This is a genomic window from Bradyrhizobium sp. Kon58, assembly GCF_055807455.1.
Genome location: NZ_JBVVOT010000011.1, coordinates 96,300 through 112,215 on the forward strand (window position 1 = coordinate 96,300; position 15,916 = coordinate 112,215).

The window sequence follows — 15,916 nt, forward strand, 5'->3', positions numbered from 1 at the left end:
CTGTGTTGAAGCAGCGTCTCATCGCAGCCGATCTCATTGCGCAAAGCGAGGAGACCAGGCAGAAGGCGGCGAAATTCGCACAGTGCTTCGCCGAACTGGAATCGATCATCGAAGCCTTGAACGGTGCGAAGCGGCACGGCTATCGCATACGCTTTCGAGGGCTTCAGAGCGAGCTGGAAGCTGCCGTCGAGGAGCTGATGGTGCTGGAGAAGCAGCTCCGCGACATTCGCCGATACTTTGCGCGCCAAGCCGTGGCCGAAAGCAAGGGACCGCTTTCACCGGCTTTCTTTGAACTTTCGGAGGTCGCTGGGCAAAATTCCATAAGCTCTTTTGAATGATCGGCTGAAGTGGGTCAGGTCCGAAAATCCCCAGCCGAGAGCGATGTCACTGACTGAACGGTGTATTTGTCTTGGGTCTTCCAGGGCGTGGCGGCATCGAGCCAGCCGCTTGGTTTGGACGAGCCGCATAAGTGAGCTGCCCTGCGTTCCGAGCAATCTGTTGGCTTGGCGAACGCTAATTCCAACACGTTCGGCGATCCGCTCCGGCGTGATGTCGGTATTCTGCAATCTCGCGTCGATGACGCGGTGAATGTGCCAGACGAGGCGCGATTTGCTTGCCGGAAGTTGCCTTGGCCTATCGACCGCGTTGCCGAGGGAGAGCGCAATCAAGTCGATTGCCTGCGTCGAGATGGTTTCTTCGCTTGACCTATCGAGCGTACCGCTCAGCTTTCCCAGCTCGGCTGCAAAGAACAGGGTTAGGCGATCCTGCGGACCCAACGGAGCGATGCGGCAGGCCGAAATATCGAAGTTGCTACCGAGCCTTGCTTCAAGTTCCGTTCGCGGAACTTTGATGATGAGCGTGGACGATTGATCGAGAAATCGCATCGTGTGAGCGAGCCGCGGGTCCACACACGCGAGTGAGCCTGCGTCCAAAGACACCCTGCGATCGCTTTGTTCGAGCAAGATTCGACCAGCGAGCAAACAGAACAACAGGACTTCGCTGGGGTCCGAGCGGGCCGCATGCCGGTTTGTGGAAGCGACCTGAATCTCGGAGCTACGTGATCTGACCAGGCCTAGCGAGCCTACACGTCCGACCGACAGCTCTGCTTTGAAGCTGTCGCGAGACGAAGTCGAAGAGTCGTGGTCAGCGATCCGCTCGCGCGTGGCAGCTTGCCAATAGTCGAAACGGTCCCGCGGATGCACGTCTGCGGTGGAGAATGCGACCTCCATAAATCTGCTCCCAATTCCCCCTTGGCCGATTGATTGGACCCAATAAGCCGAGCGAATGAACCGCGCGTGTTTAAGCGTCGATGCAAAGCCTCGCGCGATTCGGCGAGCATCAACACTGATCTTTTGGCATACAGCATATGAATCACGCGAGACGTAATTGTACGGGTAGTCCTTCCGTTCAAGTACCTGCCGGACCTGTTCTGGTGCTGGATGACGAACCCGCGGTCTGCCAGACGGTCTCGCTGGTGCTCACCAGGGCGGGGTTCGATGTGATCGGCTGCAGCGATCCGAAGTCATTCTTTGCCTTGTGCCTCGACTCCAATCCTTCCTGCGTGCTCGTCGATGTCGTTCTGAATGACCTCTCTGGGTTGGAAATACTGATGGAACTCCGGAACCGGGGTTTTGATCGGCCCATCATCATGGTGTCCGGCCGCAGCGACGTCGTGACGGCTGTCCGCGCCATCAAGCAGGGCGCCTTTGATTTCATCGAGAAGCCGTTTCGGGGCAACGACCTTGTTGCGCGGGTTGCAGCAGCTTTGAAACCTGGGGAGTCCAGGAGTTCGCGGGCCGTCTTTCACTTTCCCGGACGGCCGCCGCTCACGCTTCGCGAGCGAGAAGTTCTGTTCGAACTGATTGGCGGGAGCTCGACCAAGGAGATCGCGAACCGCATGAATCTGAGCCCACGGACCGTCGAGAGCCACCGGGTCAATATCATGCAGAAGGTCGGCGCGAAAAATCCCGCCGAGCTGGTGCGCCTTGCGATCACGGCGAAGCTCGAGCCATGAACAGGATCGCTGCTCAAGCATGATCGCAAGTCGTCCGGCCATCCATTCTTGGCGGGGGATTACCTTCGCACCGCAGTGAAATTGCCACCGATTCCCGCTTATGCGTGCTGGAGCAGCCCGGACTGGAAAAGTCCGGATGTCGCGTATTGGTGTAGTTCCACCTCCGAGAACTCGCCATCCAACTTCGTCACCACTACGGTTGTTGCCGCTTTTTCCTGCAATTTGTATTTGCGGGTTTGCCGAAAATCGATACTCGATTGGCTAGGGCAACAATTTTATTTTAACGATCTGCCTCTATTTTCATCACGCCAGAAGGGCGGTGCATTGCCTCGAAGGTTTTCCAGTGTGTCGCGAATGACACCCTCTCGAGGGACATTGCATGCCGATGTTCGGCTCCTCACGTTACACCATCTTCGCCGCCGTAGTCGCATCGACCGGTATTGGCGTTATCGGCTTCAGCACGATCGGTTTCGGCGCAGCCGTCGTCGGCGAAAGCCGCAAGGTCGAGATCACACAGAAGGCGCCGGGCGGGCTCGACGCGCTAAAGGCGCTGTATCGCAGACCCTCGACAATCCCGTTCCCGAAAGAAAATCCGTACACGCCTGAGAAAGCAGCGCTTGGCAAGAAGCTGTATTTCGACACCCGCCTTTCGGTGACGTCGGCGCAGTCCTGCGCGAGCTGCCACAGTCCCGGGTTCGGCTGGGGCGACGGGCTGGCAGTCGGCGTCGGCCACGGTATGGCGAAGCTCGGTCGTCATTCGCCGACCATCGTCAACGCAGCCTGGAGCGCCATCTTCATGTGGGACGGCCGTCTTCCGACACTGGAGGAGCAGGCGCTCGGCCCGATCCAGTCCCCCGGCGAAATGAACATGAAGCTCGACGAGCTCATGCAGCGGCTTTCCGCCGTTCCCGAATATAAGCCGATGTTCGAGGCCGCCTTTCCGGGCGAGGGCATCAAGGCGAAGACGCTTGGCCAGGCGATCGCGACCTATGAGCGTACCGTCGTTTCCGAACGGGCGCCGTTCGACGGCTGGATCGACGGGGACGAGAAAGCGATCTCGGAAGACGCCAAGCGGGGCTTCGCGGTCTTCAACGGCAAGGCGCAGTGCGCGGCCTGTCATGAAGGCTGGAACTTCACCAATGAAGGTTTTCAGGACATCGGACTGCCGAGCCGCGACGTCGGCCGCGGCGAATACCTTCCCGGCGTCATCAAGATGAAGCACGCCTTCAAAACCCCGGGCCTTCGCGAGATCAGCCGCCGCAGCCCCTTCATGCACGACGGCTCGCTCGCAACACTCGAAGACGTCATCGAGCACTACGATCACGCGGGTGTCGATCGACCTAGCCGCTCGGACCTCATGCGGCCGCTCGAACTGACAGCGCAGGAGAAGGCCGATCTCGTTGCGTTCCTCAAGACATTGACCAGCGAACTCGCCCCGACGGCTGTGCCGGTCCTGCCGCGCTAGATTTGAAAGGATATCCCATGCGTACACTTGCTCTGTTCACTTGCGTCATCGTCAGCGGGCTTTCGGTAGGCGCTTATGCGGCCACCGAAGTCATCCACCAGCAGGGGCGCGTCTTCTCAGCCGAGAACATCTCGGTCAAGAAGGGCGCTGCCGTCACGTTTTTGAACGATGACACGGTGCCTCACAACATCATGTCGGCAAGCAAAGGCAACGAATTCAACCTCGGATCGCAGGCGCCCGGTACCTCGACGGACGTCAGCTTCAAGGATGCCGGCGAGGTCCTGGTGATCTGCGCCATCCATCCCCGCATGAAGATGATGGTCAAGGTAACTGACTAACCACCACGTGGCGCCGGAGATTGATGATGTCGATACGCTACAAGATATTCGGTGCCTTCAGTGTCGTGATCCTGCTGGCCTGCGGGATCGCATTCTACGGCATACGCGCCATCGGCAATTCCGGCGACCTGGTGATCCGTCTCTATGACGGGCCGCTGATGGGGATCAACCACGCGCGGGCCGCCCACGCGGCGCTGCATGAGGCCCGCCTCGTGCTCCAGCGAAACCTGCTGGCGGGCAGCTCAGGCGAACAGGTCAAGAAGTTCGAGGATCTGGTGCGCAGCAGCTTCGAAGATCTGAAAGTCGTGCGCGAACGCACCTCATCGCCGAATGTCACGACGGTCCGCGAGAAGGTCGAGGGCCAGCTCAAGGAATGGTCCAGCGGCGCGCTGAAGATTCTCAAGTCGTCCGCCGGCGGTACGACGGAGATTCCGACCAGCTTCCTGCTTGCGCAACAGGGCGACCGGCTGATGACGTCGATCGACGATCTCGTCGAGCTTGTCGCCGCTTATGGCTATGAGTATCGCACGGAGGCGGAAGCAGCGGTCGGCTCGGCCCGCAAGACGATGATGTCAGTGGCGGTCGGGACGGCGCTGATCGGACTCGTCATCGCGCTCGCCTTCACTTACTCGATGAGCCGGCCGATTTCGGCGGCAGTCCGGATCGCCGAACGCGTGGCAGCCGGCAACTTCATGGATGACATATCCGTCCGTCGTCGCGACGAGCTTGGGCGGCTCCTGAAGTCTCTGGCCGTGATGCAATCCAGCCTGAAGGCCCGCGCCGATGAAGACCTAGCCTTGATCGCCGCCAAAGATCAGAGCAGCGCCGCGCAGATCGGCCGCCGGCAACGGATGGAGGCCGAGATCGATGCCTTCCGCGCCGCCTTCACCTCCGTGCTCAGCCACACCGACCGCATGACCGGGGAGTTGACGAACACGGCCCAGAACTTGGCATCGACAGCGCGCAACGCTGGTACGCAGTCCAGCGAGGCGGCTTCGACTGCCAAGGAAACGTCGAGCAACGTCCAGACGGTTGCGAGCGCCGCGAGCGAACTCGGTCAATCGGTGCAGGCCATTACCTCGCAGCTTGCCGATGCAACCGTAATCGTCCAGCGCGCCTCCGGCATGGCGGAGTCCGCCAATCAAACCATCGGCAGGCTCGCAAGCGCGGCGCAGCAGATCGACGAGGTGGTCGGCTTCATCCGCACCATCGCCGGCCAGACGAACCTGCTTGCGCTCAACGCTACCATCGAAGCCGCGCGGGCCGGCGAGGCGGGCCGGGGCTTTGCCGTCGTCGCGTCGGAGGTCAAGGCGCTTGCAACCCAGACTGCGAAAGCAACCGAGGAGATTTCGTCGCAAATCAACGAGGTACAGTTGGCGACACGGCAGGCAGTCGACAACGTCGGAGCCATCGCCTTGATCATTGGCGACATCGACAGTTTTACAGGCCGGATCGCCGCGGCCGTCAGTCAGCAGAATGCGGCGGCGGGAGAGATCTCCAGAAATATCGGTCAGGCCGCCACTGGTACGGCTCAGGTTGCCCGCAGCATTGCCGGAACAGCCGAAGCCACCGACAATGCCAACCGTTCCGCCGACATGGTTCTGGCAACCGCCCACGATCTCTCCAGCCAGGCGGCGCAGCTGCGTTCGTCGGTGGATCGCTTCCTCGCCAACGTGGCGGCTTGAACGGCCCTTGCGTGGATTTGGGTTGGCTTGGCGGTCCGCTATTCAGCGCGGGTCTGCCAAGCAAACGCACTGAACGTTTGGAACCCTCAGACGTTAACCCGGTGGATGGCAGCCGAATGAACCATCCGGCGTGACGACGTAGCCACGGGGTCCGGTTCCTTGCTCAAGCTGTACAGGTGGCCATCCGACGACTGGCAGAAGATCGGCGCGGAAATGCCGTCCGAGATCATCTGGGCTGATCTTTTGGACGCGACCGCAGAAGAAAAGCAGTTCGTCGAGCGATTGCTCGGGATACGCGTTCCGTCCGAGGATTCGCTCAGCGAGATCGAAGCGTCGAGCCGCCTGATCCTCGACAACGGCACGCTCTATCTCAGCTCGCCGGCGGTTCGGCTCAGCGAGGACAACGAGGCCGAGATCACGCCGGTGGGATTCGTCATCGGCCCGCGCGTGCTGGTGACGGTGCGCTTCGCGCAGCTGCCGATCTTCGACGACATCGGCAAGCGCATCGGTTCCGATGACAGCCTGGAGAACGGCATGTGCGTGTTCACCAGCCTGGTCGAGGCCATGGTCGATCGCGGCGCCGATGTCCTGGAGCATCTCGGCGCGAAGGTCGACAGGCTCTCGCGGGGTGTCTTCAAGGGCGGGCTTGTTCGCACCAAGCGGCCGGTCCGCTCCAGCCGCAGGATGCGCGAGGCGCTGGAAAACATCGGCGAGTTGGCGGATCGGCTCGCCAAGGCGCGCGATGTCCTGCTTGGCGTTGGCCGCATCGCTTCATTCGCCGGCGATGTCGGGGGTGAATGGATCACCGCCGCCTCGAAAAAGCGCCTCGAAGCCGTCTCCAAGGATGTCGCTTCGCTCGGCGATTACGAGACGCGATTGTCGGACAAGATCCAGCTTCTACTCGATGCCGTGCTTGGCTTCATCAACATCCAGCAGAACGAGCTGTTCAAGATCCTGACCATCGTCTCGGTCGTCGGCGTGCCGCCCACGATTCTGGTCGGCATCTGGGGCATGAACTTCAAGCACATGCCGGAGCTGGACTGGACGTTCGGCTATCCGCTGGCGTGGCTCGCCATCATTGCCAGCGGCGTGCTGCCGCTGATCTGGTTCAAGCGGCGCGGCTGGTTCGAATGAAGCCGCGGCGCACCGTTCGACAACGATGCGCCGCTTTTTCCGGATTAGACGACTTCGGCGGCGAATTTGCCGATCCAGTCGCGGGCGAGCGTCACATCCGCTTGCGACAATTGATGGCCCGCCGGCAACACCTTGTGTTCGACCCGCGCTCCGGCTTCCGACAACAACGAGGCAAGCTTCGCCGAATTGCTCGCCGGCACGATCGGATCAGCCTGCCCTGACAGAAGCAGGACGGGCTTGCCGCCGAACTCAGCCTTCGGCGGATCCGACAGCGGCACCATCGCGCGGAGCAGGATCGCGCCGGCAAGCGCGTCCGGCTTCAACAGCAACAGCGCGGCTGCGATGTTGGCGCCGTTGGAGAAGCCGACCGCGACCGGCGCGGCCAGGCCATATCGATTCCGTGCCTCTGCAATGAAGCCGCCGAGTTCGTGGGCGCGGCGGCGCACGTCGTCCTCGTCGAACACGCCCTCGGCAAGGCGGCGGAAGAAACGCGGCATGCCGTGCTCGAGCACGCGGCCCCGCGGCGAGAGCAGGGCCGAGCCGGGCGAGATCATCTTGCCAAACCCGAGCAGATCGTTCTCGTCGCCGCCGGTGCCGTGCAGCAGCAGGAGCGGAGGGGAGCCCGCGCCGGTCGCGGGCTCGAAGCGATGGACGAATGAATTCTCGGTCACGACACCCTCTCTTCCAAATTGGGCAGAACACCCTCGATCTGCTTGCGCTGCGCTTCGAGGAAGCTCGGCAGCTTGAGGTCGCGTCCCAGCGTCGCGACGGGCTCGTCGACGGCGAAGCCGGGGATATCGGTCGCGATCTCGAACAGCACGCCGCCGGGCTCGCGGAAGTAGATCGAGCGGAAGTAGTTGCGGTCCCTCTGCTCGGTCGGATGCAGGCCGTGATTGCTCACGAGCCTTTGCGCCATCTTGCCCTGCTCGGCGTCATCGGCTGCGCGGAAGGCGATGTGATGCACCGAGCCGCCACCCTGGTGCCCGCGCAAAAAGCCCTTGGCCTCGTAGATGTCGACGACGCTGCCTTCGACATCGCCCGGTGCCTTGAAGCGGATCACCGAACCTTCGCGCGCCTTCTCCTTGAAGCCGAACACGTCGGTGAGGACGGCCGCCGTCTTCGCCGCGCTGTCGAGCAGCAGGGTCACGCCGTGGAAGCCGCGGATCGCATGCTCGGCCGGCACATCGCCATTGCTCCAGCCGGTCTCGCTCTCGGCACCGGGAATGCCGACCAGCGCGAGTGCCATGCCATCAGGGTCGGTGAACGGCAGCACGGACTCGCCAAAGCGCTTCTCCAGCGCCTCGTAAGCGATGCCCTTTTCGACGAAGCGCTGCGTCCAATAGCCGAGCGAGCGTTGCGGCACGCGGAAGGCGGTCTGGTGCGTTTCGCCGACGCCGCGGCGCCCGGCCGGCACGCCGGCCCAGGGAAAGAAGGTCAGGATGGTGCCGGGGCGGCCGGTCTCGTCGCCATAGTAGAAGTGATAGGTGCCGGGATCATCGAAATTGACCGTCTTCTTGACGAAGCGCAGGCCGAGATCCCGGGTGTAGAAGCCGAAATTCCTGATCGGGTCGCCGGCGATCGCGGTCACGTGGTGCAGTCCAGACATTGTCGTCCTCCAAAGCTCTGGGAGCGGTCTTGCTCTGACCGGAAATATCGTTCCGCTTTGGATTGGAGACAATCCATGCAAATATGACGTCTATGTCTACGATTTGGAAACAATCGCCGGCGCTGGCCCATGGATAAGGTCGCCAGTCTCCGGGCCTTCGTAAAGGTGGTCGAAAGCGGCAGTTTTGCCGAGGCGGGCCGGCAGTTGCGGCTGTCACGCTCGGCGATCAGCAAATACATCGCCGACCTCGAAGAAAGTCTCGGCGTGCAGCTCCTGAACCGGACCACGCGCCATGCGAGCCCGACCGAGAACGGCCAGCGCTATTTCGAGCGCGCGGTCGTGATCCTGTCGGAGATCGAGGCGGCCGACCAGGCAGTGGTGCAAGCCCAATCGGCGCCGCGCGGCCTGTTGCGCGTCAACGCGCCGATGTCGTTCGGCACCCTGCGGCTCGGGCCGGTGCTCGCCGATTTCATGACGCGATATCCGGAGCTGCAGCTCCAGCTCGTGCTCAGCGACGACCTGCTCGATCCCGTCCAGGACGGTTTTGACGTGACCTTGCGCATCGCGGAATTGGAATCGTCGAGTTTGATCGCGCGAAAAATCGTGCCGGTGGTACGCATGATCTGCGCTTCGCCCGATTACCTTGCGCGTCACGGCACACCACAACATCCGCAGGATCTGCGCGGCCACGCGTCCCTGACCTACGGCTTCCTGCTGACGGGCAATCAGTGGAAGCTCACCGGCACCGACGGCGATCACTGGATTCAGCCGGCCTGGTCGCTCTGCGTCAACAATGCCGAAGTGCTGCGCGATGTCGCGATCAAGGGCAGGGGGCTCGCGCTGCTCCCGGAGTTCATCGCCGCCGAGGCCTTGAGGAAAGGCGAACTGCGAACGGTGCTGAACGATTATTCCGCGCCGTCGCTCGCGCTCTATGCGGTCTATCCGCCGACCCGGCATCTCTCGGTGAAGGTGCGGCTGTTCATCGATTTCCTGGTCGAGCGCTTTGGCCGGGAGGGCGACGAAGCCGGCGGGAGCAGACATACAGAGGCCAGGCTATAGATCCATGGATCTGCCGGCAGGAAGTTTTGCGAGAGTCCGTCCGAGACCAAACGTCGCGGGCATGTGAGCTGGTTCACAACCGCTTGCCAGTATTTCTGGCAATCTAACGCGTAGTGCGGCTGTGCGAATGGATTCAGCCGATTGCAGATGCCTTATTGTTTTGGAGGCACGCTATGATCGATCAATTTTTCACAACAATCCACCTCGACGCCGCGCACCTTGTGGCGGGAGTGTTGACGGCCTTTTACGCCGGACATCGTTTTGCCACGCCCAGGACGCTCAGGTCAGAGACAACCCGCTTTCAATATTACAGCAGTTACGTGATGTATGTCATTTCGTGCATCGGGCTTCTGATGTTCTTGAGCTGGACCCTTGCCCACAAGCCGGAATTGCTTGGTCTCCTGTACTCGCCAAGTCCCATTCCTGAAGGATTGAAGAGCCTTGATGCGCCACTTGTGGCCGCGCTTATCCTAACGACGTTGCTGCCATCGGTTCCTGTTCTGCGGGATATTGATGGTGCCATGCTGCGTTTTTTTCACCGTATGGGCGCGATCCCGCTTGGAGCTGTTCGCTGGGCGCAGCGGATCAACATGACGCAGCTTACGATTTCTGAAAGATTGGTCGCAGACACCAAGTTTTATATCGCCAACAGCACGCTTCTGCCTGACTCTCTGGCCGCGCAGCTGCAGCCGGATTTCACGTTGGATAGCGTGCGCTTTCGGTTTACGCGATGTCTGGCGCTCTACGTTGCCTTGAGCAATCTGCCCGGTTGGACTGCTTATTCCGCCGACTTTCCCGAAGAGCGAGCCACTTTCGAGAAGAAGATGAGCAGCTTCTTCGCTCAGTCCGTGGCGTTTTTCACTCTCACAAGTCAGATCGCTCAGCGTCAGCTTGAACCAGCGGCGGAGCCGGTTGACCAATTTCGTTCTTACGCACTCGAAGCCTACGAGGACATTCGGTTGATGCTTGCCAGAGTGCTCCTTTACAGTTGCAATAGCGACAGCGAAGTCGCTCACCAGTTTGCAAGGATTGGCTTTTCCATTCAACGGCCGTCTCTGATCCGCCTGCCGTTCAATCTGCTGAGCTTGGACTTCGCCGGGGTCGTCGCGCTGTTCGTCATAGTGACGATTTCCCTGGCCGGCGGCGATTTGGGCAGGGCATTAGGCATCGGGATGCTTGTGGCGGTCAATCAGTCAATCGCGGCGGTGTGTGCCCTCGCACCGAAGCAGTTGTGGAACTTTGCCGATTATCGTTGCGTCAGGGAAAGGCCTACTCTGTCTTATCTGATCTCCGGCGCATGTACCCTCACGATAACTCTGCCGATTTCGTTTTGCTTCTATCTGCTCCGGTCGCATTTTCCAGTCGATGCCGTTCATCCGGTCCTGCCGTTCGTGGCCCAGGCCAAATGGCTGCTGCTCCCCACCGTGCTTTCGATAGCATTGGCTTTTGCGTGTGACGATACAATCGAAGCGGATCACGAACCGTGGTGGCTCAGGTGGGCGGAGAGCGCCGGGCTGGCTGTACTCATGGGCTTTTCGGGCTTTCTCGTGATGCACTGGTTGAGCGTGAACCAGCCGACAGTACAGCACCTGCTGTTGATACCGTGCCTGCTCGGCGCCTCAATCGGTGCGCTCTTTGGCGTCACGATTCCGTACTGGTATCGACAAACCATGAGAGGGGGAGAGTTGGCGGCGACAAAGCCGGTGCAGTCGAGTGCGGAAAAGGTCGCCCCGGCAGTCTGATGTAAGGCGCCTGCCTTGATCTGGACTGATAAGGCTCCGCCAGATTTTTCTTCGGGCCCAAAATGAAGAACTCGAGCGCATCTAGCTGATCGTACGCTGCTCCGCCGGCCGGAGCAGATCGTCCAGCGCACTCATCGAGGCCTCTCGAAGCACGGCGAGCTCACGGGCGGCGTCCTGGCATTCGGGCGGCGTCATCGTGACTGCCGCCAGCTCGACCTCGCGGCTGCGCTCGAACAGGCGGACGAGGCCGAGCGCACTCGCGCCGCTGCCGAGTTGATGCGCGCAGCGTGCGAGCTGCGTGGGATCGTCAGTCGCCGCTGCCTTGGCGATCTCCTCGACCAGCTTTTCGCTGGTCTGTTCCAGCAGGTCGTGGAGTTTTGCGATCTGCGCCGCGCCCAGCAGCTCCTTCTGGTCGTCGAGGAAATGCCGGTCGATCAACGCGCCTGCGGCGAGTTGCGCCGCGGCTTGCTGGTTCTGGGCATCGTCCTCGATCGCCTCGCGCAGCGCATTGATCAGGATCGGCTTGCTGACGATCCTGGCAATGCCTGCCTCCGCGAGCCGCTCGCGGGCGCGGCGCGACATGTCGGCGGTTACCGCGATGATGCGCGGCATGGTCGGCAGACCGAGCGTTCGAATCCGCGATGCCGCCTCGACGCCGTCCATATCGGGCATGTGCAGATCCATCAGAATGATGTCGAAGGCTTGATCGCGAGCGAGTGCAACGGCCGCCGCGCCGTTCGTGGCGATGGTGGCGTGGTGGCCGAGCCTCTTCAACATCGCTTCGCCGACCTCGCAATTGACGGGGTCGTCGTCGACCAGCAGCACGCGAAGCTGCCGCGATGGCGGCTGGTCCGCGCCTTGCGCGATGCCGTTCGCGGCGAGGCCAAGCGGGACCTCAAGCATGAACGAGCTGCCCGTACCCGGCGTGCTCGCCACCGTCAACTCGCCGCGCATCAGGCGGGTGAGGCGCCGCGCGATCGCCAGTCCAAGGCCGGTGCCGCCAAACCGCCGCGCGATGCTGTCGTCGGCCTGGACGAAATCCTCGAAAATCCGCTCGTGCATGTCGGGCGCGATGCCGATGCCGGTGTCGCGAACGGTGATGCGCAGCAGGACATGATCGTCATGTGCCTCGGCGGCCGCGCTCAAGCCGATGCCGCCGCGCGGGGTGAACTTGATCGCGTTGCCGATCAGATTGAGCAGAATGCGATTGAGCCGCACCGGGTCGCCGTGCACGGAGGTATTGACCGTCGCAGCGCAGGCCAGATCGAAGGAGAGACCCTTGTGAGAGGCCTGCGGACGCATCAGATCGGCCGCCGTTTCGACGAGCTGGTCGAGGCGGAAATCGCGGGTCTCCAGAGTCTCAGCGCTGGCCTCCAGGCGCGCATATTCGAGGATGCCGTCGACCAGCGCGATCAACGTTTCGCCCGACGCGGCCGCGGTCGTGAGGTGGCGCCGCTGCGCTTCGCCGAGGCTGCCGTCGTCGAGCAGTTGCAGCACCCCCATGACGCCGTTCAGCGGCGTACGCAGCTCGTGGCTGACGACCGCGAGAAAGCGCGATTTGGTCTCGTTGGCCGCGACCGCCGCGCTGCGCGCGCGCTCGGCGGCATCGTGCTCGGCAAGGGCCTGGTCGCGGGTCTTTTCCAGTTCGGAGGTGCGCTCGATCACCTTGCGTTCGAGGGTCGCATAGGATTCGCGCAAGTGAGCGGCCATCCGGTTGAACTGATCGCCGAGCGCCTCCAGCTCGTCACCGGTCTTGATCGCGAGCCGCAGGCCGAGGTCGCCGCTGCCGATCCGCCGCGCGCCCTGCGTCAGGATCTGGATCGGCACGGTCATGCGCCGGCTCAGAAAGAGAGAGACCAGCACCGCACATGCCAGCAGGATGACCAGGAGAAAAGTCGAGCGTCCGATCGACGCATAGATCGGCGCATAGGCCTCGGTGAGCGGCAGCTCGACGAACACCAACCAGCCCAGCGAGGGGACCGTCGCATAGGTCGAGAGCACGCGTTGACCGGACAGATCCTCCTTGACCAGGCCGCCGGAGGGCGGCCCGACGCCATCGAGCGCGGCGCGGACGTCGGCATGGCCGGAGAGATCGCTGCGGCGCAACGCCGGCCACAAATCGGGATGCGCGATCAACAACCCCATCCGATCGACCACATAGGCCTTGCCGGTGTTGCCCACCCTGATCCCGGCGACGAGGTCCCAGATGAAGCGAAGATTGACCTCGGCGACAATCACATCGGGCGTGAGGCCGGTTCCGCGCGTGGCGAGCGTCATGAACGGCTCGGTGTCGCCGAGGAAGTAGACCGGTCCGTAATAGGCGCGGCTTTCATTGGCGCCGCGGAAGGCCTGCGAAGCCGAGAGGTCGGCCTTGCTGCCGATCCTGTCCGCGACACGGCGCGACACGCGCACCTGCTCGCGGCCGCGGGCGTCGAGCTCGGCGATTTCCGCGACCGCGGGCGAGAGGCGCAGGAGGCGGATGGCGTTCAGACGCTGGTCCTCGTTCGTGGACAGCTCCGGGGGCAGGCGCGAGAGCCATCTGATCTGGTTTTCGATCTGGCCAATGAACTGGCCGATCTGGATGGCGGCGCTTGCTGCCTGCTCGCGCTGGATCGCTGCCAGAAGCTGCTTTTGCTCGCGATAGGAGAACCAGACGTCGAAGCCGGTGTTGATGGCGAGCGCGGCGAAAGCGAGCGCGACGATCGAGTAGAGGTATTTGCGGAACAGCCGGCCGGGAGGTGGCCGCAAATCTCCCTGGTCGATCGTCTCGTTCACTCGCGGATCTCGTCGGCGCGCGCGAGCAGCGTGAATGGTATGGTCAAATCCAGCGTGCGGGCGACCGTGCGGTTGATCAGCAGTTCGTATTTCCGCGGCGATTGCACCGGCAGGTCGCCGGCCTTGGTGCCGCGCAGGATGAGATCGACATAGTCAGCCGAGCGCACTTCGAGCGTCGGCCCGTAGCTCATCAGTCCGCCCGCATCCATGAAATAATAGAACGGGTAAATCGTGGGCACGCGATATTTGGCCGCCGCGGCCACCGCAGCCTGCCGGTGGACCACCAGGAAGCTGTCGACCAGCGCAATCATCGCCGCCTTGGGCGGTTCGGAGAAGGGCCTGACCGCTTCATCGATCTCCGCTGGCGCGCTGACGGGGGCGAGGACCACGGACACGCCGGCCAGTGCTGCCTCTTGCTCGATGGAATCGAGGAAGAAGCGGCCGCCGCGAGGCGTGGTCGCCGGGTTGTAGAGGATACCGACGCGCGCAAGATCCGGCACCGCCTCCCGGATGAGCTGAAGCCATTTGCCGCCCATCTCGGCGCTGCTGTTGGTGAAGCCGGTCACGTTGCCGCCGGGATGGGCGAGGCTTTCGACGAAGCCGTTGCCGACGGGATCGTTGGCGGTCGCGAACACGATCGGGATGGTTTTGGTGGCCGCCAGGACGGCTGCGGTTTCGACTGTCGAGCCGGTCAGGATCACATCCGGCTTGAGCGCCAGCAATTCCTGAACCGCGGTTTTCAGTCTGTCCGGCGCGCCGAAGGTCGAGCGGAGTTCGAGGCGGAAATTGACGCCTTCGACCCAGCCTCGCTGCCTCAAGCCCACGATGAGGCCGCCCAGGCGGGAGGTCGGGCTGTCGATCATGCTCCTTCTGGTCAGTTCGTCGTCGAGCGGCAACGCCGTCAGCGATGCGACGACGCGCATGCGATCAGATGTCGCGCCGAGCGCCAGCCATCCTGCGGCGGTCGTGCCCGCAAGGCGAATGAACCCGCGGCGATCGACCGCGAGAGCGGAAGGCCGTTCGGTCATGGATGTCTTTGCATGATGGTGTGCCCCAACCCGATGCTTAGCGCGAACGGCCGGCATCCACAATTGATGAAAAAATGCGTTTGTGACTGCTCATTCGCAGCGTTTGGCGGCCCCATACCGTATTCCTACGCCGCCAAAGAGTCGCTGTTTCGAACCTTGTCTCCTCCGTGACACCTTGTAACGCCCTGCGGCGTTGCAACATTTTCCGTCTCGGTCGTGATGACGGTTCGGGGAGGCCGATTTCGTAGCTGCCGATTTTTGAAGCGTTGTTTCAAATTTTTCGAAGGTTTTCGATGCGCAAGATCTATCTCGTTCCGGCCCTCGTCGGCCTGCTCACCTCCGTTGCAGCGGGGCCCCTTGCGGCCCAGGGCGCCGTACCGAAGCAGAAAGCGGCGCCCGCACCGAGATCTGCCGCCGCCGGTGCCACTCCCGCAGCAGCCGGGACGCCGGTCGCTGCCGGCGCGACGTCGGCGGCCGAGACCGCGGCCGCGGACGACAGGTCCAAGGCGATCGACTCCAAGGCGATCGACGGCTTCCGCTCCGCGAAGTTCGGAATGAACGAGGCCGACGTGCGCGCGGCGATCGCCAAGGATTTCGGCGCGAAGCCCGACGCCGTCAGAGCGCAGGACAATGCATCCGAGCTGACGCACAGCCTGCTCTATTCGGCGCCCGAGCTGCTGCCGAACGGCGGCACCGCGGAGCTCTCCTACGTGTTCGGCTACAAGTCGAAGTCTCTGATCCAGATCGGGGCGGTCTGGTCGAAGGGCACTGACACGACGATCACGCCGGAAAAGCTGTTCTCCAACGCCAACATCCTGCGCGCCCATTTCCTCAGCGAGGGCTTCAAGCCCGATTCCATCGCGGTCAACATGCCCGTCAACGGCGGCATCGTGATGTTCCGCGGCAGCGACGCCAAGGATCGCTCGGTCATCCTGCTTCTCCAGGGCACGTTCGAGAACAAGGACAACAACCAGCGAGTGCTGACGCCGACCAGCCTGTTGCTGTTCTACGTCGCCGACGCCAAGAGCCCGGACATCTTCAAGCTGCCGCCCGGCCAGTTCTGATGCCGC

Annotated in this window: 14 protein-coding genes; 9 read left to right on the plus strand and 5 right to left on the minus strand. The window is 62.4% G+C overall.

The features are described 5' to 3' along the window. Positions 1-5: 5 nt before the first annotated feature. Positions 6-338 carry a hypothetical protein gene (locus AC0L20_RS19940; RefSeq protein ID WP_473291175.1) on the plus strand — a complete coding sequence of 111 codons (333 nt, stop codon included), beginning with the start codon at positions 6-8 and terminating at the stop codon, positions 336-338. Here AC0L20_RS19940 and AC0L20_RS19945 read toward each other — a convergent pair. Next, positions 276-1,229 (minus strand): helix-turn-helix domain-containing protein, encoded by a 954-nt coding sequence (locus tag AC0L20_RS19945; RefSeq protein WP_473291179.1) that lies wholly within the window; start codon positions 1,227-1,229, stop codon positions 276-278. The two genes, AC0L20_RS19940 and AC0L20_RS19945, sit on opposite strands and share 63 nt — an antisense overlap. 203 nt (positions 1,230-1,432) lie before the next feature. Between AC0L20_RS19945 and AC0L20_RS19950 the strand changes: the two genes are divergently transcribed. From AC0L20_RS19950 to AC0L20_RS19970, 5 genes are all read left to right on the plus strand, one after another. Beyond that, entirely contained in the window at positions 1,433-2,014 is a 582-nt protein-coding gene (locus tag AC0L20_RS19950) for a response regulator transcription factor (protein ID WP_456765056.1), read from the plus strand. 379 nt (positions 2,015-2,393) lie between these two features. Then, the gene (locus AC0L20_RS19955) at positions 2,394-3,479 is read left to right on the plus strand and encodes a cytochrome-c peroxidase (RefSeq protein ID WP_473291181.1); all 1,086 of its coding nucleotides are present in this window, start codon (positions 2,394-2,396) and stop codon (positions 3,477-3,479) included. A gap of 17 nt (positions 3,480-3,496) precedes the next feature. Then, on the plus strand, positions 3,497-3,817 hold the full coding sequence (locus AC0L20_RS19960) for a plastocyanin/azurin family copper-binding protein (RefSeq protein WP_456765054.1): 321 nt from the start codon (positions 3,497-3,499) through the stop codon (positions 3,815-3,817). 26 nt (positions 3,818-3,843) lie between these two features. Further along, positions 3,844-5,502: a methyl-accepting chemotaxis protein gene (locus AC0L20_RS19965; RefSeq protein ID WP_473291186.1), complete on the plus strand. Its 1,659-nt coding sequence runs from the start codon at positions 3,844-3,846 to the stop codon at positions 5,500-5,502. Positions 5,503-5,661: 159 nt separating this feature from the next. Further along, a complete protein-coding gene (locus AC0L20_RS19970) occupies positions 5,662-6,636 on the plus strand; it encodes a magnesium transporter CorA family protein (protein ID WP_473291188.1) in 975 nt (324 codons plus the stop codon). A gap of 44 nt (positions 6,637-6,680) precedes the next feature. On the opposite strand, the gene AC0L20_RS19975 is transcribed toward AC0L20_RS19970, so the two are convergent. Then, positions 6,681-7,307, minus strand: a complete 627-nt coding sequence (locus tag AC0L20_RS19975) for an alpha/beta hydrolase (protein WP_473291191.1) — start codon at positions 7,305-7,307, stop codon at positions 6,681-6,683. Then, positions 7,304-8,242, minus strand: a complete 939-nt coding sequence (locus AC0L20_RS19980) for a ring-cleaving dioxygenase (RefSeq protein ID WP_473291193.1) — start codon at positions 8,240-8,242, stop codon at positions 7,304-7,306. Before AC0L20_RS19980 ends, AC0L20_RS19975 begins: the two co-directional genes overlap by 4 nt. 129 nt (positions 8,243-8,371) lie before the next feature. On the opposite strand from AC0L20_RS19980, the gene AC0L20_RS19985 reads away from it, so the two are divergent. Further along, entirely contained in the window at positions 8,372-9,301 is a 930-nt protein-coding gene (locus tag AC0L20_RS19985; protein WP_473291195.1) for a LysR family transcriptional regulator, read from the plus strand. 173 nt (positions 9,302-9,474) lie between these two features. Continuing rightward, on the plus strand, positions 9,475-11,043 hold the full coding sequence (locus AC0L20_RS19990) for a hypothetical protein (protein WP_473291198.1): 1,569 nt from the start codon (positions 9,475-9,477) through the stop codon (positions 11,041-11,043). An 81-nt stretch (positions 11,044-11,124) separates the two neighbouring features. Here the strand turns inward: AC0L20_RS19990 and AC0L20_RS19995 are convergent, their stop codons facing one another. After that, entirely contained in the window at positions 11,125-13,818 is a 2,694-nt protein-coding gene (locus tag AC0L20_RS19995; protein WP_473291200.1) for a hybrid sensor histidine kinase/response regulator, read from the minus strand. Next, on the minus strand, positions 13,815-14,846 hold the full coding sequence (locus AC0L20_RS20000) for an ABC transporter substrate-binding protein (protein ID WP_473291203.1): 1,032 nt from the start codon (positions 14,844-14,846) through the stop codon (positions 13,815-13,817). The genes AC0L20_RS19995 and AC0L20_RS20000 overlap by 4 nt, the downstream gene beginning before the upstream one ends. Positions 14,847-15,139: 293 nt before the next feature. On the opposite strand from AC0L20_RS20000, the gene AC0L20_RS20005 reads away from it, so the two are divergent. Continuing rightward, positions 15,140-15,910 carry a hypothetical protein gene (locus AC0L20_RS20005; RefSeq protein ID WP_473291206.1) on the plus strand — a complete coding sequence of 257 codons (771 nt, stop codon included), beginning with the start codon at positions 15,140-15,142 and terminating at the stop codon, positions 15,908-15,910. The last annotated feature ends 6 nt before the right edge of the window (positions 15,911-15,916 follow it).

Coding starts and splice junctions, on each gene's coding strand:
- AC0L20_RS19945 (WP_473291179.1), bottom strand. CDS start 1,229: ATGGAGGTCGCATTCTCCACCGCAGACGTGCATCCGCGGGACCGTTTC.
- AC0L20_RS19955 (WP_473291181.1), top strand. CDS start 2,394: ATGCCGATGTTCGGCTCCTCACGTTACACCATCTTCGCCGCCGTAGTC.
- AC0L20_RS19960 (WP_456765054.1), top strand. CDS start 3,497: ATGCGTACACTTGCTCTGTTCACTTGCGTCATCGTCAGCGGGCTTTCG.
- AC0L20_RS19965 (WP_473291186.1), top strand. CDS start 3,844: ATGTCGATACGCTACAAGATATTCGGTGCCTTCAGTGTCGTGATCCTG.
- AC0L20_RS19980 (WP_473291193.1), bottom strand. CDS start 8,242: ATGTCTGGACTGCACCACGTGACCGCGATCGCCGGCGACCCGATCAGG.
- AC0L20_RS19985 (WP_473291195.1), top strand. CDS start 8,372: ATGGATAAGGTCGCCAGTCTCCGGGCCTTCGTAAAGGTGGTCGAAAGC.
- AC0L20_RS19990 (WP_473291198.1), top strand. CDS start 9,475: ATGATCGATCAATTTTTCACAACAATCCACCTCGACGCCGCGCACCTT.
- AC0L20_RS20000 (WP_473291203.1), bottom strand. CDS start 14,846: ATGACCGAACGGCCTTCCGCTCTCGCGGTCGATCGCCGCGGGTTCATT.
- AC0L20_RS20005 (WP_473291206.1), top strand. CDS start 15,140: ATGCGCAAGATCTATCTCGTTCCGGCCCTCGTCGGCCTGCTCACCTCC.